This is a genomic window from Bradyrhizobium altum, from assembly GCF_020889705.1.
Taxonomy (GTDB): Bacteria; Pseudomonadota; Alphaproteobacteria; order Rhizobiales; family Xanthobacteraceae; genus Bradyrhizobium; species Bradyrhizobium altum.
The window spans coordinates 1-18,121 of the sequence record NZ_JACMYP010000004.1; the positions used below are offsets into that span (position 1 = coordinate 1).

Annotated in this window: 13 protein-coding genes and 1 pseudogene; 13 read left to right on the top strand and 1 reads right to left on the bottom strand. The window is 62.0% G+C overall.

Annotation, left to right across the window (positions count from 1 at the left end; genetic code table 11):
* From H8B02_RS47905 to H8B02_RS02595, 6 genes and pseudogenes are all read left to right on the top strand, one after another.
* Window positions 1-1,061 (top strand): annotated as a pseudogene (locus H8B02_RS47905) (hypothetical protein); the annotation flags it as partial.
* Window positions 1,062-1,238: 177 nt separating this feature from the next.
* Window positions 1,239-1,997, top strand: a complete 759-nt coding sequence (locus tag H8B02_RS02575; protein ID WP_229164709.1) for a hypothetical protein — start codon at window positions 1,239-1,241, stop codon at window positions 1,995-1,997.
* 126 nt (window positions 1,998-2,123) lie between these two features.
* Window positions 2,124-4,988: a peptidase domain-containing ABC transporter gene (locus H8B02_RS02580; protein ID WP_229164711.1), complete on the top strand. Its 2,865-nt coding sequence runs from the start codon at window positions 2,124-2,126 to the stop codon at window positions 4,986-4,988.
* Window positions 4,985-6,385, top strand: coding sequence for an HlyD family type I secretion periplasmic adaptor subunit (locus H8B02_RS02585; RefSeq protein WP_229164713.1), 1,401 nt, complete (start codon window positions 4,985-4,987; stop codon window positions 6,383-6,385). The genes H8B02_RS02580 and H8B02_RS02585 overlap by 4 nt, the downstream gene beginning before the upstream one ends.
* A 40-nt stretch (window positions 6,386-6,425) precedes the next feature.
* On the top strand, window positions 6,426-8,192 hold the full coding sequence (locus H8B02_RS02590; RefSeq protein ID WP_229164715.1) for a tetratricopeptide repeat protein: 1,767 nt from the start codon (window positions 6,426-6,428) through the stop codon (window positions 8,190-8,192).
* Between the two features lie 114 nt (window positions 8,193-8,306).
* The gene (locus H8B02_RS02595; protein ID WP_229164717.1) at window positions 8,307-8,795 is read left to right on the top strand and encodes a hypothetical protein; all 489 of its coding nucleotides are present in this window, start codon (window positions 8,307-8,309) and stop codon (window positions 8,793-8,795) included.
* Window positions 8,796-8,868: 73 nt separating this feature from the next.
* On the opposite strand, the gene H8B02_RS02600 is transcribed toward H8B02_RS02595, so the two are convergent.
* Window positions 8,869-10,770 (bottom strand): coiled-coil domain-containing protein, encoded by a 1,902-nt coding sequence (locus tag H8B02_RS02600; protein WP_229164718.1) that lies wholly within the window; start codon window positions 10,768-10,770, stop codon window positions 8,869-8,871.
* 765 nt (window positions 10,771-11,535) lie between these two features.
* On the opposite strand from H8B02_RS02600, the gene H8B02_RS02605 reads away from it, so the two are divergent.
* The 7 genes from H8B02_RS02605 to H8B02_RS02635 all read left to right on the top strand — a co-directional run bounded on the left by H8B02_RS02605 (window position 11,536) and on the right by H8B02_RS02635 (window position 18,116).
* Window positions 11,536-13,038 carry a hypothetical protein gene (locus tag H8B02_RS02605; RefSeq protein WP_229164719.1) on the top strand — a complete coding sequence of 501 codons (1,503 nt, stop codon included), beginning with the start codon at window positions 11,536-11,538 and terminating at the stop codon, window positions 13,036-13,038.
* A 357-nt stretch (window positions 13,039-13,395) separates the two neighbouring features.
* A complete protein-coding gene (locus H8B02_RS02610; RefSeq protein ID WP_229164720.1) occupies window positions 13,396-13,611 on the top strand; it encodes a hypothetical protein in 216 nt (71 codons plus the stop codon).
* Between the two features lie 89 nt (window positions 13,612-13,700).
* On the top strand, window positions 13,701-13,913 hold the full coding sequence (locus tag H8B02_RS02615; RefSeq protein WP_229164721.1) for a hypothetical protein: 213 nt from the start codon (window positions 13,701-13,703) through the stop codon (window positions 13,911-13,913).
* A 71-nt stretch (window positions 13,914-13,984) separates the two neighbouring features.
* On the top strand, window positions 13,985-14,491 hold the full coding sequence (locus tag H8B02_RS02620; protein ID WP_229164722.1) for an A24 family peptidase: 507 nt from the start codon (window positions 13,985-13,987) through the stop codon (window positions 14,489-14,491).
* Window positions 14,492-14,506: 15 nt separating this feature from the next.
* The gene (gene cpaB, locus H8B02_RS02625; RefSeq protein ID WP_229164723.1) at window positions 14,507-15,475 is read left to right on the top strand and encodes a Flp pilus assembly protein CpaB; all 969 of its coding nucleotides are present in this window, start codon (window positions 14,507-14,509) and stop codon (window positions 15,473-15,475) included.
* Window positions 15,475-16,677 carry a CpaE/TadZ family protein gene (locus H8B02_RS02630; RefSeq protein WP_229164724.1) on the top strand — a complete coding sequence of 401 codons (1,203 nt, stop codon included), beginning with the start codon at window positions 15,475-15,477 and terminating at the stop codon, window positions 16,675-16,677. The genes cpaB and H8B02_RS02630 overlap by 1 nt, the downstream gene beginning before the upstream one ends.
* A 26-nt stretch (window positions 16,678-16,703) precedes the next feature.
* Window positions 16,704-18,116: a TadA family conjugal transfer-associated ATPase gene (locus H8B02_RS02635; protein WP_229164725.1), complete on the top strand. Its 1,413-nt coding sequence runs from the start codon at window positions 16,704-16,706 to the stop codon at window positions 18,114-18,116.
* Window positions 18,117-18,121 lie beyond the last annotated feature (5 nt).

Genomic DNA, 18,121 nt, shown 5'->3' on the forward strand with positions numbered 1-18,121 from the left:
CGACGGGAGCCACAGGTGCGACCGGCGCAACCGGAGCCACCGGGCCGAAGGGTGCCACCGGTTCGACCGGAGCAACGGGTCCCGTTGGAGCGACGGGCGCGACCGGGTCTTCAGGCGAGCATGTTGTGACCGAGAATGGTCCAACCAACGGTGCGACGATCGTCGCCGCGAACGAGACGCTGATCCTGACAGGCAGCAACCTGTCCGGAACGGTCGACCTCTACAACGCGACGCTCGTGATCGAGGGAACGAACAACGGTGGCCTGACGATCGATATGGCGGGGGGAACCGTCAACTCCGTTGATCTCCTGCAGGTCTCCAACAATGCGGGCAAGAACCCGTCCATCGAACACTTCAATGCTGGAGACAGCATCGGAGGTGTCGGTGCCGGCGTGCCGAGTTGGAATGGCAGCGGTCAGTTGTTCTTCGACGGTGGAAAGGTAACCATCGACGACAGCAACCAGACTGGTGCCGGATTCTATCCCAACAGCGGTACGGCAAGCTACGATGGTCACACCTACACGGTGTGGACACTCGATCCGCCGTCAGGTGGAACGGGCGCGACCGGAAGTACGGGAGCGACGGGTTCGACCGGAGCAACGGGTCACACCGGTGCAACCGGAGCCACGGGTGCGACCGGCGCAACCGGTCACACCGGTGCGACCGGAGCCACGGGCTCAACCGGTCACAACGGGTCGACCGGCGGCACCGGAGCCGCGGGTGCAACCGGCGGAACCGGAGACGACCACCACCACTCCAAGCTGACGACAACGATCGACCAGCACAGTGTCGTCGGGCCTTGGAGGGCAATGCTGCTGCCGACGCAATCCGCGCTGATGAAGCTGGAAAACGCCGTCCAGTCCCTCGATCACGCGGGCGCCACGCAACTGATGGCGGATCTCACCACCATCAAGAGCTTGGCCGACAGCCTGCTGGCCAGGATCGACCAGTCGAGCGCAGGCTCGGCGAACGATCCGCACCACAGCAACAGTGCTGGCAGTGTCGGCCACGCGGACGATCGGCCGAGCTGGATCAACCATGTGTCGAAGCACGACACTTAGCGGTTGAGAGGAGTAAGGGAACGGGCGCCAAAGCCAGTGCCAAGGCGCCCGTTCTTCATCAGCCAGATGATGTCAGGCACGAGCGCAATTAGCCGGCGTCGCTTCCTGAAGCTGACGGCCGTCGCCGTTTTTACAAGCAGGAGCGCCATGTCCGCGCGGGCAAGCACGAGCAATCTGTTGACCGCGCCGATCCAGTTGCAAGGCGATTGGAACTCCGGCGAGGCGACACTGCGCGTATTGACGCGGGTCAGGGCGGTCGATCTTTACAAGCTTCGCTTATTGTCCGATCGTCAGCCCGCAAAACTGCTGATCGAAAACCATCATCAAGGCCCGCCCGCCGTCTGGCTGCATCGTGATCAGCCGGAAACGGCCTCTATCATCTTGAATGTCGGCGCGGCCGATTGGTGCAAGCTTGCCTATCAGTTCGGGCACGAGCTCGGGCATGTGCTCGCCAACAGTTGGCAGCTTTCGTCAAAACCACAGCCGCCGACGCAATGGTTTGAAGAAGCCCTGGTCGAGACTTTCTCAATTCGTGGGCTCGGGCTGCTTGCGGATAGCTGGAAGCAATCGCCGCCGTTTGCCGGCGATCAAGCGTTTGCCGGTGCGATCCGGCAATACCGTGCAGATCTGCTGCAGGCGAGCAAGTCCGATGGCGCCGCAGGTTCACCGGACGACGCTGCCTCGTGGTTTCATAGCAACCGGGAGCCACTGGCAGCGGGGCAGGCCGTTCCGCGCGGGCCAGCCATCCTCGGCATCCTGGCCATCTATGAAAGCGGACGTGCGTGTATCGAGGATCTCGGCGCGCTCAATCGCTGGCCGGAACGAACCTCGCTTCCGATTGATGACTACGTCGATCGGTGGAAACGAAGCTGCACGGAAATCGGCACAAGCGGCGAGTTGCCGTCTCGTGTGGAACAATTGTTCGGGCTCGCCTGAAGGCAGCGATATCCGAGCGCGTGACGTAAACCATGCATCAGGCTTCCGGGGGCCGTCCGGCTCAAAAACGTTGATTTTACCGAGGCATAGTGAAACACTATCGCGTATTGCTATTGGAGATTTATTTTGGCCGGGCCAGGTAGCGACCAGGCAGGCGAAAACAAATATGTTCGCCCGCTGCAAAAGGCGATTGCCGGCTTGAGCCCTGGCGATGCAGCGGGGCGACATCACCTCTATGATCGTGGCCGGTCGTTGCTCGCCAACCGTCTAAGGGAGCGTGAAGATCTCACGCAGGCAGAGACCGAAGCCGAGGCGCGCACGTTCGACGAAGCGGTCAACCAGGTCGAGACCCAAGCGCGCGCCGTGGCGTCGTCATTCAAGCGGCGAGAAGCTCAGCAGCTCAACATCGCGACGATCGCTTTCACGGAATCTCGCATTGTGGAGGTGCCGCCATCAAGTGGTGTTGGGCATGGTTCGAACCAGGGGGACCAAACCCCTTCGCGCCCTCCGCCTGAGCGGTCTTTCACACCGCGCAATGTTAGCGGGGAACTTGGCGGGACGCTTGACAGTGCCTGGAAGCGTGCCGCTTCTCAGCTGCGTGGCGCGGCCGAGTTCGCCAAGCGCCGGATGGTCGCGGCGGTCTCGGATGTAAGGCTCCGGTTGGTTCGACGTGCCTCTCGCTCCGCCGCGACCGATGCTACTGCGAACCAAGCTGCACCCGAGCATGGCGTCGGCAGGGCGGCCCCAACGGTTCTGAAGATCATGCCCGCCACGCCGGATGGGCGCATCGACGGCGTTGCAAACCCGCTGAGCCAGATCCGCTTGCAGGCACTGATCCAGGTGGCGCGCCACCACGGCGTCGATCTCGATGTCAACGAATTCAAAGGTGACGCATCGCAATCGCTGCCATCGGCCGCGGCGATGTCGGAGTGGGCGCAAAACGCGGGACTATGGTCACGTGCCATTCGTACCGGCTGGCGCAATTTGTTGCGGATGAGCAGTGCCGAACCGGTGGTCCTGTTGTTCAAGGATGGCAGTGCAGGGCTGATGGTCGGCGCCATTGCCGAGCAACACGTCATCCTGATGCGAGAGCCGAGCGCCCCGCCGGAGGCGCAGCCCGTCGCGGTCGACGAGCTGCGCCTTGCGCAAGTCTGGGATGGCGAGGCGATCCTGGTGCGCGCCAATCGCGGACGAACCGCCGCCGACACGCCGTTCAGCTTGCGATGGCTCTCAGACCTTGTGCTGCAGGAACACCGATCGCTGCGCGACATCGGGATAGCTTCCGTCACCATCAGCTTCCTCACCATTTTTCCGCCACTGCTGGTGATGACGATGGTGAACAAGGTGCTGCAATTTCACAGCACCTCCACGTTGATCCTGCTGTCCGCAGTGATGGCAGTGGTCGTGGTGTACGAGGCGATCCTGGGTCATGCCCGCCGCCTGATCATTGCGGTGGTCGGCGCGCGGCTCGATGCGAGGCTCAATCTGCACGTCTTCAATCGACTGTTGCGCTTGCCGCTCGATTATTTTGAACGGCATCCGGCAGGCGAAACCATGTTTCGCATCGCCCAGGTTTACAAGGTGCGGCAGTTTCTCACCGGACGTCTGCTGACCACGTTCCTCGATTTGATAACGCTCTGCGTCCTGCTGCCGTTCCTGTTTTATCTGAGCCCTATTCTAGCCAGCATCGTGCTCGGCTGCGCCGTCGTGATCCTGCTGATCATTCTCGCTTACCTCAAGCCGATGCGTGAGATGTATTCCCGGGTGACCACGGCCGAAACCTGGAAGTCGGCCACCCTGGGCGAGACCATCGTGGGCATCAAGACCGTCAAGGCCCTGGCGCTCGAACCGCAGCGTCGGTCGTTGTGGGACGAGCGGATTGCCGAAGCCGGCAAGTGGCAGCTTGCGTTCAGCAAGCTTTCCAACTGGCCTCAGACGCTCGTCACACCGATCGAGCGCATCATGGTTATCGGCACCGTGATGCTGGGCGCCTACATCGCCATGAACGATCCGTCCGGCTACATGGTCGGAGGTCTGTTTGCTTTCCTTATGCTCTCCGGACGAGCCGCGCAGCCGCTAGTTGGGTTGGCGCGGTTGATTGAGGAATACGAGGAGATCGGTGCGGCAATTGGCGAGGCGGCTTCGGTGCTCAACCGGCCGGCCGAGAGCAATGCGCGATCAGCCGGGCTGAGGCCAAAATTCGCAGGCGAAATTTCATTTCAGGACGTTACGTTCACTTACATCGACACCACAGTGCCGGCGCTGGACCGCGTCGCTTTCTCGATGCCGGCCGGAACGACGCTCGGAATTGTTGGACGCAGCGGCTCCGGCAAGTCGACGATTACCCGTCTGTTGCAAGGAATCAATCGCGACTACAAGGGCTTCGTGAAGATCGACGGCGTTGATTTGCGTGATGTGGATCTGCGCCATTTGCGCCAAAGCCTGGGCGTCGTACTGCAGGAGAATTTTCTGTTTCGCGGCTCTATCCGCGACAACATCATCGCGGGTCGCCCCGGCCTGACGCTGTCGGACGCTGTGTACGCCGCGCGGCTCGCCGGCGCGGAGGAGTTCATCGAGCGTATGCCGAACGGCTTCGATACCTATATCGAGGAAGGTTCACCCAACCTTTCAGGCGGACAGCGTCAACGTCTTGCCATTGCACGGGCACTGATCACCGACCCGCGCATTCTCATCCTGGATGAAGCAACCAGTGCTCTCGATCCGGAAAGCGAAGCCGTGGTGACCAGCAACCTCGAGCGGATCGCAAGCGGCCGCACCATGATCATCGTTTCGCATCGGCTGTCTTCTCTGGTCGCTTGCGATCAGATCCTGGTGCTGGAGCAGGGCCATATCGTTGATTGCGGCAGGCACGACGTCCTGGTGGAGCGTTGTGCAATCTATCGCCAGCTCTGGAATCAGCAGAATCGTCACATCACGGCGCCAAAGCCAAGCGCGGCACCTCGATTGGTCACGGGGGGACCGGAGCAATGAGCGAGGCGCAAACGCCGTCACTGCCGATCCTGTTTGGCTCGAGGAAAAACGATCCGACCTTGCCGATCATCCTGGAGTTCCAGCAACCCTCGACGGCTATTGTCAACACACCGATCCCGCGTTCGGCTCAGCATATGGTCTGGCTGGTGGCCAGCATGGTGTTTGCCCTGATCGTGATTGCTGGCGTATTGCCGGTTGATCAGGTGGTTTCCGCGCGAGGAATCGTCGTCTCTGAGGCACCCACAATTCTGGTGCAACCGCTCGAGACCTCAATCGTGCGGTCGATCGACGTGCGGGAGGGGCAGCGGGTGCATGCCGGCGAGGTGCTTGCCCGGCTCGACCCGACCTTTGCGGAAGCCGATCTCGTCGCGCTCGAAGATCAGGCAAGTAGCCTCGACGCGGAGGTCGCACGGCTGCGAGCCGAAGCCGGAGGGCAGGCTTTCAAATTTGACGGCGACGACCCACATTGGATGTTGCAGGCCTCAATCTTCGAGCATCGCCATGCGCAGTTCGATCTGAAGCTGCAGAACTATGATCAGAAGCTTAGGGAGCTGGATTCCGTCATCGGGCGGTCGAACTCGGACGCGGCCGGCTATCGCGAGCGTCTTGATGTCGCCCAGAGTATTGAGGACATGCGCAAGAAGCTGGAAGCGACCCAAACCGGCAGCCGGCTGAACTCGCTGATCGCCAAGGATACTCGCGTCGAAATGGAGCGCGCGCTCGCTAATGCCGTCGCAACCGGTGAGGGCGCCAAGCAGGACCAATCGGCACTCGCCTTTGAACGGGACGGTTTCATTCGCGGATGGAAGGCCGAAACGTCGCAGAAGCTGCAGGAGAGCTCGGTCAAGGCAGCTAACACTCGCGAGCTTGTCGCTAAAGCGAAGCTGCGGCGGAGGCTGGTCGAGTTGCGCAGCAATGTGGACGCAATCGTCCAGGCGGTCTCGAAAGTATCGGTCGGCTCGGTGATGCAGTCGGGACAGCAGTTCATCACTCTCGTGTCCACCGGCGCCCCGCTTGAAGTGGAAGCCAACATCCCTGGCCGGGACAACGGCTTTGTCCATGTCAACGATCCGGTCGCGGTCAAGTTCGATACCTTTCCATACTCGCAATACGGCATGGCGGAAGGCGTCGTCCGCGTGGTAAGCCCCGATGCGTTCAATGCACAAGCCGAGGCGCGCAATCCGACGAGCGCCATACCAGCAGCCGCGACGACGGAGCCCTTCTATCGCGGCCGGATCAGCCTCGACCGGATGGCTTTGCACGATGTGCCGGCCGGTTTTAAGCTGGTGCCTGGCATGCCCGTGACCGCCGACATCAAGGTCGGGCAACGTACGGTCCTGAAATATCTGCTTGGGCTGATGCTGCCGGTGACCCAGGAAGCCATGCGGGAGCCCTGAACCTGAATGGACCTGCGACGAACGACGAAGCGGTTGAAATATGCTGTTTGATCGACTGATCGGCAAAGCTTCGCCAGCGACCGCGCTGCGCCGCGGCTTGGGGCTGCTTGAAAAGGAGCAGTTCACCGAAGCTCTGCCATTGCTCGCACAGGCCGCTCAAGCGGGCGTGCCGGAGGCTGCGTATCAGATCGGCCGACTCTACCTGCAAGGTTCAGGCGTTCCGTACAGCCAGAGCGAGGCGGTGCGCTGGCTGCAGCAGGCCGCGTTGCACAGCAATGTCGAGGCCCAATGCCTGCTGGCGGCGCTGCTGGTGCAGGGGCTGGTGTCCGCTCCGGAGACGAGTGCTGACGAAGGGGCGGCGCGGCTGTTTTCCACGACTGCAGCGAGCGTCGTTAGCCCAACCCCTGATTTCGAAGCTGCGCACAAATGGGCTCGTATGGCGGCACAAGCCGGCTCGGCGGAAGGACAGGCCTTGCTCGGCTATGTCTTGACCTATGGTCCGCACCATTTGCGCAATCTGGACGAGGCACGAGACTGCTATAAGCGTTCGGCTTCGGGCGGCTGCGCGCAAGGCCATCTCGGCTATGCGCTGGCCCTTGCGGGTGATGCTCAGCTCTCGGAACGCAAGACGGAGATCGCCGAGCACATTCGCGCAGCGGCCGCAACCGACATTCCGTCGGCCGTTTACATGTTCGGTGTTCTCGCCGAAGAGGGGGCCGGCGTCGAGCAAGATGCAGGCCGTGCCGCCGATCACTATCGAAAGGCGGCAGAACTCGGCCACCGCGGAGCACAGCTGAAATGGGGAGCGGCCTTGATCGAAGGCAAGACCGTCCCTCCCGATCCGGTGCTTGGAGAATCATGGTTGAGACGCGCCGCACTCGCCGGAGATCCGCGCGCAGCCGAGATGATTGGGGATCTTTATACCAAGGGCGGCGCAATGCCGCCGAACTATGCGGAAGCCGCGAGTTGGTACCGGCGCGCCGCGGAGGCCGGCAGCGCAACCGCGGCGCGTTCCTTGAGCTCGTTTTACATGACCGGTGCGGGCGTGCCCACGGATGCTGAAGAAGCCGCAAGATGGTTACGCATGGCGGCCGAGGCTGGAGATGCCAGCGCTCAGGTCGACCTGGCCCAACAGCTGCTTGCGGGCGTTGATCTGCCCGGAGGGCGGCCGCCGGTGAACGATTGGTTCAGGAAGTCCGCCGCGGGCGGCGACCTCGTCGCGGCCTTCAATCTTGGAGTCTGCTTGCTGCATGGCGCAGACGCCGAGCGGGACGATCAGCAGGCAGCGATCTGGCTGCGACGCGCGGCGGAGGGCCTGCCGGAAGCCCAATACATGCTTGGTCGGCTACTGAGCGAAGGCCGTGGCATCCAGGCAGACCTGAAAGCCGCGCGCGAATGGTTCGCGCTTGCCGCCGAGGCCGGCAATGCGGACAGTCAGGCGGCGCTGGCCGAAATGCTCGTCAACGGCCGCGGCGGTCCGGCCGATATCGCGAAAGCGATCAAGCTTTGCGAACAGGCCGCCGCCAAAGGACATAGCGGTGCGATGTTCGCGCTCGGCGCCATCCACGGCGGAGGCCACGGGATCGCGGTCAACCGGGCTGCAGCCGCACGCTGGTTTCGAGCCGCCGCCGAACTTGGCCACGGCCATGCCCAGCTCATGCTCGGACGATATTTGCTATCGGGGACCGAACCACAGAATCTACGCGACGCGCAATATTGGTTTGAGAGCGCCGTCGCGCAGGGGATACTGGAGGCTGAAGCTGAGCTCGCCGAGCTCTCCGCGGTTACTTCGAAAATCGCTGTTTAGCACTGCAGACACGGACCTGGCTCTTCCCCGATTAAAGCCATTCTCCGAACCTACCGTCCTAAACCACGGTTTGCGCGCTGATTGTGAGGAACGACGGCGAACTAGGGAAGAGTCGTGGATTTCAACTGCAGCTTAAGGGACAGTATCCGGTTCGCACTCGTTGTTTCGCGCTGTGTCCTGCTGGCCTGTTGCGGGGCCGTGCGCCAGGCCATCGAGGAGGAGGCGGAGCCGGCAGCGCTCAACCTGAACGGCGCGCTCGCGGAATGCCGCCGCGGCTTCCCGGATCAGATCGCACAGGCGGTGGAGCGGTCGTCCTGCGTCATCAAGGCGATGGAGCTGGCACGGCCACTGTTGCCGTTTCCCGAGCTCCTCGATCGGGAGAACGCCCCGCGCGAGGCGTTGGCAGGGCAGGTTCAGGCAAGGACAATATCCCTGCGCGAGCGAAACGTGCAGATCCTGAAGCTTCATTCGCAGATCTTGGATGAAGAGCGCAACAGGCTATCGGCAGGCGTCGGCAAGCCGCCGCTGGTGGTCGCGCAGTGGCGACAATCGAACCAGGAGAGTTGCGGGCGGCTCGGAGGGGACTCTGCGAACTGCTTTTGAGACGGCGCGAAGTCGGCTACTCTCTTAGACCGAGCGGTCGGATCTGGAGCGCCATCGTCGCTGTCATACTAGACTAATGCAACGCGACAGATCGATCCCTGGCCTGCTGAATGCCACCGGCAAGCGCCTTTGAGTATAGCTCGCGTGCCTTCGTCACATCGCCGCGTGTTCCGTACGTCTTCCATGTGGAAAGAACGAGGGGATCATATGTCTCCGCGAGCATGAAGCTCGCCTGTGCGTTACCCGTCTCGACAGCGTGTTCGAGCACGATCCGCGCTGCACCAATATCCCCCTGGCCGAGTAGGGCGTTGGCGCGCGCCAGCAACCTGGCCGCTTCCGGACCGCCTTGCGCCTCGGCGACCGTAAGCTGCTCTGTCGCAGCCGCCTCCGCGGCTTGAGCCAGCGTGGGTTCGCGGCCCGGCGCCTCGGTCCGGTCGCGCTCCTTCTTCAGAGACTGTCGCAGCTCCGCCGTCATGCTCTCGGCAGCTTCCTTGAGTTGCTTGAGCTGCGCCGCTTCGTCACCCGCCCTGCTCGCCAGCGCCACCTGCCTCTCGATGTCCCGCTGCGCCCTCGCGAGCTCGCTCGTCAGTGCCTCGGCCCTGTCGTGCTCTTTCTGCAGAGACTGTCGCAACTCTGCCGTCACGCTCTCGGCGGCCTTCTTCTCCTGCGTAGCCTCGTCGCCCGCCTTGCTTGATAGAGCCACCTGTGTCTCGAGGTCCCGCCGCACCCTCGCAAGCTCGCCAGTCAGTGCCTCGGCTCGGTCGTGCTCCTTCTGCAGAGACTGTCGCAACTCCGCCGTCGCGCTGTCAGCGGCCTTCTTCACCTGCAGCGCTTCGTCACCGGCCTTGCTTGACAGTGCCAGCCGGGTCTCGAGGTCCCGTCGCGCCCTCGCAAGCTCGCCAGTCAGCGCCTCAGCCCTGTCATGCTCCGTCTTCAATGACTGTCGGAGCTCCGCCGTCGCGCTCTCGGTGGCCTTCTTCACCTGCACCGCCTCGTCACCGGCCTTGCTTGACAGCGCCAGGTGGGCGTCGAGGTCCCGCCGGGCCTTCGCAAGCTCACCAGTCAGTGCCTCGGCCCGGTCGTGCTCCGTCTTCAAAGACTGTCGAAGCTCCGCCGTCGCCTTCTCGGCGGCCTGATTGCGCTGCGCCGCCTGGTCGCGCGCCTTGTTCGCCCGCGCTACCTGCATTTCAATGATCTGCTGCGCCCTCGCTAGTTCATTTGCTAGGGCCTCTGCGCGGCGCCGCTCCTTTTCCAAAGACTGCTGCGCTTCCGGCTGCATTGCCTCCGCACCTTGCTTGCCCTGCGCAGTATCCCGCGGTGCCTGTGAGATTGCCCGGTCGGCTTGCTGATGAAGAGCCGGATCCCGCGCCAATGAATCGGCTTTCTGCGAGTCCTGGCTTGGGACCTGGGTCTCTTGCTTGACGGCCTCCACGCCAGCTGTGCCAGTCCTGACGTTAACCTGCTCGCCAATGTATCGCGTCACATGGGCGACGAACTCGGCGTCGAAATACCAGCCGATGAGCGACGCCCCGAATATAACTGTGGCGATCGAGGAGACGGCAAACCAGCGCCGCCGCGGTTCGCGCTCCGGTTTGCCCTGCGCGGCCTGCGCTTCGAACCGGACGACACTGACAGGGTCCGCGTTCGTAACCAGACGAGTTAATTCCGTCACCCTCGCACGTTCGGCCAGGCCCGAGGGGAAACAAAAGGAGCGGGGCCCTGGCGACGCCGGGGGGGCGATCGATCCAGTTTCCTTTGGCGGAATTAATTCATCTTGCAGAATAAATTCATCACCTTCCTTTGGAAGATGCATTGTTTGCCAATGCGTCGGCGTGATCTCGCTTGGCTCGCCATTTTGCCTAACCCACCCACGCCCCTCAGCCGACCACTGAGCAGATTCGAAGCATCCGCTTACGTCATCCTCAAGAATGACGAATGTTCCATCCTTTGGAGCGGTGTCGATCGGGTGGCGCATGCGAAAGACGCCTATTCGAAGCGGTTATCCAAATTCCCAAGAAAAAACTTCTTCCCAAGAAAAAACTTCGTGGAATGCACAAAACACTACTCTAGCCAATCGAAAGCCTCAAGATAATAGCCATTTAGATGCATGTTCTGGACGCCGGAACTCGCAGCGGAGCACGGGGCTGGCGTAGCGCCGTGGATCGGTCGGGCTGCGGTTTGATCAGCCCGGTGTCCCGATCAATCGCCATACATTGGACGGTAGCGATCTCGTGCTGGCGGAGACATTTGCGGAGAATGTCGAGGCTGGGGGATAGAAACATAGCGAAATGTCCGCTGACCCTCTCGCGTATACGGGGACTCGATGGTGGCCGCGACTTTTCGGGGGGCGGTGATCTCAGACTGCGCCTTAACCCGTGCAGAGCGCTCTCCTGGTAAGCAATCGAGTTGAGGTTAAGGATACGCATCATGTACCTAGCGCGCAGTTGCGGAGAGTTGGCAAGTGTGGATCGTTGGCGAGCGCGAGAGACGGGAAAACATTCTACCACATGGAGCAGACGCCGTTGAGGGGCCCGGCATCGACCTCGCTCAGGTGAGACAGATGCGGGGTGCACGCGAGCAAGCTGCCGCTGGTGGTCACACCGTGGCGACAATCGAACCCGGAGAGTTGCGGGCGGCTCGGAGGGGATTCGGGGACGTGTTATTGAGGTGGACGATCCTGGCGTGGGGGTTGCGTCCGTAGGTCTCAGTCCCCAGTGATCGGTAGCGCGGGACGGAAAGCATGCATTCAAGCAATAGCTCGCTTCAGACGGACACAGAGAACGGGATAAGCGCGGCGCCTGCGCGCAGCGATCACCTTCGGCCTTGGCTGCCACTCATATTCGGGGCCACCGCCTATCTGACGCTCATCGGCAGAATCAGCAGCCTGCTGAGGGATGCGGACATTTACTGGCATATCGTGGTCGGCCAGTGGATCATTGATCATCGTGCCGTCCCCCACGTCGATCCCTTCTCCTTCACGATGCGCGGTGCACCCTGGATAACCAGCGAGTGGTTATCGGAGGTGCTTTATTTCGCGGCGTTCAAACTGGCGGGTTGGCCGGGGCCTGCGTTGCTTGCCGCATTGTCGGCGTCCGTCGCGTTCTTCCTGCTGACGTACCTGCTGCTGAAACGGCTGCCGAACGTACCGGTCATGATCCTGGTGAGTGGCGGACTGGTCTTGACGTCATTCCACATGCTCGCACGGCCACATGTCCTGGTGCTTCCCCTGATGGTGCTGTGGGCCAATGCGCTGGTTGAGGCGAGCGAGGAGCGACGCGCACCTTCTTTTGCCTATCTCCCGCTCGTCACGCTGTGGGCCAACCTCCACGGAAGCTTCACGCTGGGCCTGGCGTTGATTGCGCCATTCGCCTTGGAGGCGATCTGGACTGCAGACAAATCTGCACGAGTGGCCACCGCGTTGCATTGGCTTCGCTTCGGCGCGCTGGCGCTCGTCGCCGCCTGCATCACGCCGTACGGGCCGGAGTCGATCCTGGTCACATTGCGCATTTTGAATCTCGGGCCAGTCCTTTCAACCATTGGGGAATGGAGGCCGGCACTGGGCTTCGACGGGTTCAATCCCGTTACAACATGCTTCTTCGCCGGCATGGCGTATGTTCTGTACAGCGGGCTCAAATTACCTCCGATCAGGGTCGCCGTGCTGCTGGCCGTGGTCTACCAGACGTTCGCCCACGTACGTTATGTCGACGTTTGCGCGCTGATTGCGCCATTCTTCATTGCCGGTCCCCTGGCGCAGCAACTGGCGTCGTCGCAGTCGCTGAACCGGAAAATCGTCCCCGCGTCACGGAAAGCGCTTGTCGCCGCGCTCGCGGGCCTCGTGATCGCAACAGGTGTGATAGTGGCGACGAAGGACCACGCGCCGCCAGATGCCCCACGCGCTGCGGTGGACAAGCTCAAGCAGCTGAAGTGCAGTCGAATATTCAACGACTACTACTTCGGTCCGTATCTGATGTCCGAGGGCATTCCGACGTTCATCGATTCACGGGCCGAATTGTATGGGCCGGTCTTTCTCAGCCGCTATGTGCGGGCCGTATCGCTCGAAGATCTCGCGGATTTTGTCAAATTGCTCGATGAGTACAAGATCGACGCAGCGCTGATGTTCCCATTGACTCCGGCCGTAGCGCTGCTCGAAAGAATGCCGGAGTGGGAGCGGACCTATTCTGACGAGACGGCCGTCGTCTACATCAGGCGAATGCGTGGAGCCAATTCGGAATCCCGGAACTAGCCCGTTGCTCGAGGTCTTCCAATTCCCGTTCGCCAATACCCTTGGCTGCCCGGCAACTACAAATGGGCGGCCGTGCGCTCTGGGACGCCGACACCGTATTCGCACGGGGCAGCTAAAACGGCGGACCGCCGGCAGTCAAAAATCCCGGGAATTTCTGGCAATTTCGCTCCGTCATCTTCGGAGCATGCGCTGCGAAAGCCCATCGGCGGCTGCGCGAGTAGGGTTAAGAAACGATTACCAAGTGACAGCTTTCTCGCAACGGATTATAAATAAATTGAGTTGGCGCAGGATTTTGCCCCGTCAACCGTATTGCGTAAATTTCATCATAGTAAATTCATCGTAAAAAGGGATTTTCCTATGCTCAAGCTTTATGTCCAGACCACCGAGTCCATCAAGCGTCTCGCCTCGGACAAGGACGGCGTTGTGTCGTTCGAGTACGTGATCGTCGCCGCTTGCATCGTTGCCGCCGTCGCCGCCGCGTTCGGTACCGATACGACCAAGGGTATCGGCAAGGCGCTGAGCACCGCGATCGCCAGCATCAGCACCGCTCTCACCACCGCCGTTTCGGCCTAAATCCCAACGTTGACGGCGGTTGGCAGATTCTTTCTGCTAACAGCTGCCAATAGGATTGCGATGTCGGCAAGGAAGAGGAGGCTGTCTCCATGAATTGTTACGTCAAGGCCAGAGACGCGTTGCTTCGCCTGAGCACGGACAAGGACGGCGTCGTGTCGTTCGAGTACGTGATCGTAGCGGCTTGCATCGTTGCCGCAGTCGCTGCCGCGTTCGGTACCGACACCACCAAGGGTGTCGGGCAAGCGCTGAGCACCGCGATTGCCAGTATCACGACTGCAGTTACGACCGCGGTTTCTGCCTAAGTCCGCAGAGAGCACGCTCGGAGGGGGACATCATTTTATGCCCCCCGCCCTTTTTCTGAGGCATCTATTTTATGAACTGGATTGCGACCACGACCTCGTGTCTGGAAATCGCATTGTTGTTCTATGTCGCAACGATCGATATCGCGACACGGTTGATCCGAAACGAAATTTGTCTGGCGCTGGCGTTCCTTGGGATCGCTGGTCAATTGGCCGGCCCGATGCAGGTTGGCCAGTCGCTGATCGTTGCCGCAATCCTGTTTCTTGTGCTCTTCGTGGTCTATCAGCGCGGAATGATCGGCGGCGGCGATGTCAAATTGCTGGTTGCCCTGGCGATCGGTCTGCCGCTGACCGGCGTGATTGAGCTGTTGACCGTCACTGCATTGGCCGGTGGCGCTCTGGCCGCAGTGCATCTGATGATGCGCCGCCTGCCATATCCGAGGCTGGCGCCCGCAGGATCGTCGCTGGTGCGAAGGGTCTACGCGGTCGAGCGCTGGCGTCATTTGCGACATGCGCCGCTGCCCTATGGGGTTGCGATCGCATGCGGCGGTATCTGGACTTTGAATAAAGGATTTTTTTGAGCAAAGGATTTTGACATGTCGTCCGCTTTGCGCGTCTCAATCATTATGGTGCTGTTGCTTGCGGCTACGGCGCTCGGGCTCATTGCCTTCAACCTGAACCAGCCGAAAGACGCGGTCGTGGCGCAGGTGGTCGCGGATAAGGCGCCGCCCGCGCCGGCGACCGTCGGTTACTTTGTTACGACCCGTGCGCTTTCGAAAGGGACGCTGGCGCGCGACGAGGATTTCGCGGTGCGCCAGGCGGCGCCAAACCGCGTCCCCGCTGGGGCGATCCTCGAAACGCCTGACTCCAAGGCCGGACTTCCCGGTTCTCTGGTTCGCAAGTTCGTCGAAGCCGGCAGCGCCATTACCCTGGAAGACATCCTGCGTCCGAAGGATCGTGGCTTCCTCGCCAGCGTTCTGGCGCCGGACAGCCGCGCGATAAGCATCAAGGTCGACGAGGAAACCGGCGTCTCGGGGCTGATCAGGCCGGGCGACAATGTCGACGTGGTCCTGACCCAGGTGTTCGAGAAGGCGGATCCGGTGCGGCGGGCTGTGAGCGAAACCGTTCTGTCCAACGTGCGCGTGATCGCGATCGACCAGGAGATCGCGCAAGGCGGGCGCTCCATCAGCAATGCTGTCGCAGGCAAGACGGCGCAAACCGTGTCGTTGGAGCTTAAGCCGGAGCAGGTCAAGAAGGTCTCCGTCGCAAAGCAGCTTGGCACGCTCTCGCTCGTCGTCCGATCTGCGGCCGAGCAGTGGGAAAAGGCCGCCGACACTGGCGCGACATCCAGCTGCGATGTGTCGCCGGAACTGGCACGCCAGAGTGCGGTTGCCGGCCAGAGCACGACGGTGGCGATCTATAACGGCCGCGAGCTCAAGCAATACTCGGTCAGGAAGCGGGATCAGGACGACGACGCTTTCGCTGCCTGCGACGGCACGACGGAGGCTGCGCGCGAGACGGCCACGGCCGTGAGCGATGCGGGCAAGGTTCCGGAGAAGCGCTGATGAGTGTGAACATGGCAATGGTGGAACCACCCGTAGAGACGACGTCCGTTCTCACGCGTAACCGTATCGTCTGCTTCGTGAACGACGAGTTGAGCGCTGCGGCGCTGCGCAAGGGCCTCGACGGCAGCAATCTGGTCATCCGGCGGGGCAACATCCGTCACGCGACACGAATGCTGGAGACCGACACCGATCTGTCGGCGCTGGTGACTGACATCAGCGGGATCGACGATCCATTTACCGAGCTGGAACGTCTGGCCAGCGTCTGCCCGCCCGACGTCAAGGTGTGCCTGATCGGCGAGAACAGGGAGATCACCTTCTACCGCGAACTGATGGAGATCGGCCTTACCGAGTACCTTCCGAGGCCGCTCACGCGCGATATGGTGCTGGACCAACTCCGGCCGAAGCTGCTTGGCGAAGTCGCGCCGGCGCAGAATGATCGCGGCGGGCATGTGGTCTCGATCTGCGGTGCACAGGGCGGTGCTGGAGCGACAAGCGTCGCGATCAACCTCGCGCTGCAACTGGCCGAGACCACCAAGGCCAAGGTCGCGTTGCTCGACCTGCATCTGCAGGGCGGCGAGACCGCGGTGATGCTTGGTGTTCGCCCCGGTCCGGGCCTGCGCATTGCCCTCGAGAATCCGATGCGGGCCGACACGCTGTTCCTTGAGCGGGCGGCAATCGACGTGAACGACCGGGTTGTCCTGATTTCCGGCGACGAGGAACTTGATGCCAAGCTCGATATCACCGAGGCTGGCGTCCGCCACGTGCTGGGTCTGCTCCGGCAGCGGTTCAACTACGTCGTCGTCGACGTGCCGGTGCCGTTTCCGGCATCGATCTATCCAGTGATTCAGATGTCACGTCACGTGCTGGTGCTGCTGGAGGCCGAGGTGACCGGCCTACGCAACGCGCACGCGCTGCGCAACGCCGTCACCAACATCGCGGGCAAGGACCGCGTGTTTACCCTGCTCAATCGTGCCGACCGCGCCGGCGGCCTGCCCAGGGGGACCATCGTCAAGGCCCTTGGCGCTGAGCCGGACATGGTGATCCCTGACCTCGGCAAGGGAATGACCCAGGCGGTCAATCTCGGCATTCCGGCGCTGAAGCACGTATCCAGGCTCCGGCGTCACCTCGCCCCGATCGTGCGGGAGATCACTGGCGTCGGCTCCATGAAAAAGGCCGGCTGGAAGAGGTGGCTCGGGCTATGAAAAAGTTCGGCAGGCGCGCAGACGAAATGCCACTGCGGATGGCTGGTGCGGTGCTGGTCTCGCCGCCACCGATACCAGGCGCGCAGCCGGTCGCGCCGGCTTTGCCGCCGGCGGAACCGAGCATGGCGCCACCGGCGTCCAGCCTGTTTGCACCGCCGCCGAAGCATGAAGAGCCTTCGCTCCATCCGGTGATGTCGGCGTCGCTACGTGAACGGGTGATCGAGCAGATCGAGCCGGCGGTGGCCACGACCGTGCCCCGCGACATCCTGCGGCGGCAGATCGAGGAAATCATCCACGGCATCGCCAACCAGGAGCGGATGGAACTGTCGGGCCGCGAGCAGCTCTTCCTTGCGGAGGAAATCGCCGACGACATGACGGGCTACGGGCCGCTTCGTCCGCTTCTGCTGGACGAGTCGATCAACGATATCATGGTCAACGGGCCGAACAACGTCTATGTCGAGCGCAGCGGCAAGCTCGAGCGGGTCGCGGTCCGGTTTCGTGACAATGATCATATCGCCGCCGTCGCACAGAAAATCGCCTCGCAGGTCGGCCGTCGCGTCGACGAGTCAAGCCCCATGGTGGACTGCCGCCTCCACGACGGCAGCCGCGTCAACATCATTCTGCCGCCGCTCTCGGTCCATAGCCCCTGCATCTCAATCCGGAAATTCCCAAGCCGGCGCTTGAATATCATTGGAATGATCGAGAACGGCTCGATGACACCAGCAATCGGGCAGCTCCTGGAGATCGCATCCCGCTGCCGCCTCAATGTTCTCGTCTCGGGCGGTACCGGCTCAGGCAAGACGACGCTGCTTAACGCGATGAGCCAGTTTATCGACCACAGCGAGCGCATCGTCACGATCGAGGACGCCGCGGAGCTGCAGCTGCAGCAGCCGCATGTGATCAGCCTGGAGACGCGGCCGCCGAGCCTTGAGGGCACCGGGCAGGTGACGCAGCGTGACCTGCTGTGGAACGCACTGCGCATGCGGCCCGACCGCATCGTGGTGGGCGAGGTGCGCGGCGCCGAGGCATTCGACATGCTGCAGGCGATGAACACCGGTCATGACGGATCAATCTCCACCGTGCACGCCAACAGCGCGCGCGATGCCCTGACCCGCGTGGAAAACATGGTGCAGATGGGGCAGGTCAATCTGCCCTCGCGCGCAATCCGGTCGCAGATCGTCGCCGCGCTGGACCTCATCGTGCAGGTCGAGCGCATGCGAGACGGACAACGCCGCATCGTGCAAGTCAGCGAGGTGATCGGCCTGGAGGGCGAAGTGATCACCACCAATGACATTGCACTGTTCGAATACAAGGACGAGGACGTTCACGGGCGGATATCGGGCACCTACAGGTCCACCAACGCGGTCCCGAAATTCAAGAGCCGCCTCGTCTATTACGGGCTTGATCGAGCGTGGGCCGAGGCAATGAGGCAGATCTGATGTCG

What these genes read in the sequence shown, in the direction of transcription:
- H8B02_RS02615 (WP_229164721.1), top strand. Translation starts at nt 13,701, where the DNA reads ATGAATTGTTACGTCAAGGCCAGAGACGCGTTGCTTCGCCTGAGCACG.
- cpaB (WP_229164723.1), top strand. Translation starts at nt 14,507, where the DNA reads ATGTCGTCCGCTTTGCGCGTCTCAATCATTATGGTGCTGTTGCTTGCG.
- H8B02_RS02585 (WP_229164713.1), top strand. Translation starts at nt 4,985, where the DNA reads ATGAGCGAGGCGCAAACGCCGTCACTGCCGATCCTGTTTGGCTCGAGG.
- H8B02_RS02600 (WP_229164718.1), bottom strand. Translation starts at nt 10,770, where the DNA reads ATGCGCCACCCGATCGACACCGCTCCAAAGGATGGAACATTCGTCATT.
- H8B02_RS02620 (WP_229164722.1), top strand. Translation starts at nt 13,985, where the DNA reads ATGAACTGGATTGCGACCACGACCTCGTGTCTGGAAATCGCATTGTTG.
- H8B02_RS02605 (WP_229164719.1), top strand. Translation starts at nt 11,536, where the DNA reads ATGCATTCAAGCAATAGCTCGCTTCAGACGGACACAGAGAACGGGATA.
- H8B02_RS02610 (WP_229164720.1), top strand. Translation starts at nt 13,396, where the DNA reads ATGCTCAAGCTTTATGTCCAGACCACCGAGTCCATCAAGCGTCTCGCC.
- H8B02_RS02590 (WP_229164715.1), top strand. Translation starts at nt 6,426, where the DNA reads ATGCTGTTTGATCGACTGATCGGCAAAGCTTCGCCAGCGACCGCGCTG.
- H8B02_RS02635 (WP_229164725.1), top strand. Translation starts at nt 16,704, where the DNA reads ATGCCACTGCGGATGGCTGGTGCGGTGCTGGTCTCGCCGCCACCGATA.
- H8B02_RS02630 (WP_229164724.1), top strand. Translation starts at nt 15,475, where the DNA reads ATGAGTGTGAACATGGCAATGGTGGAACCACCCGTAGAGACGACGTCC.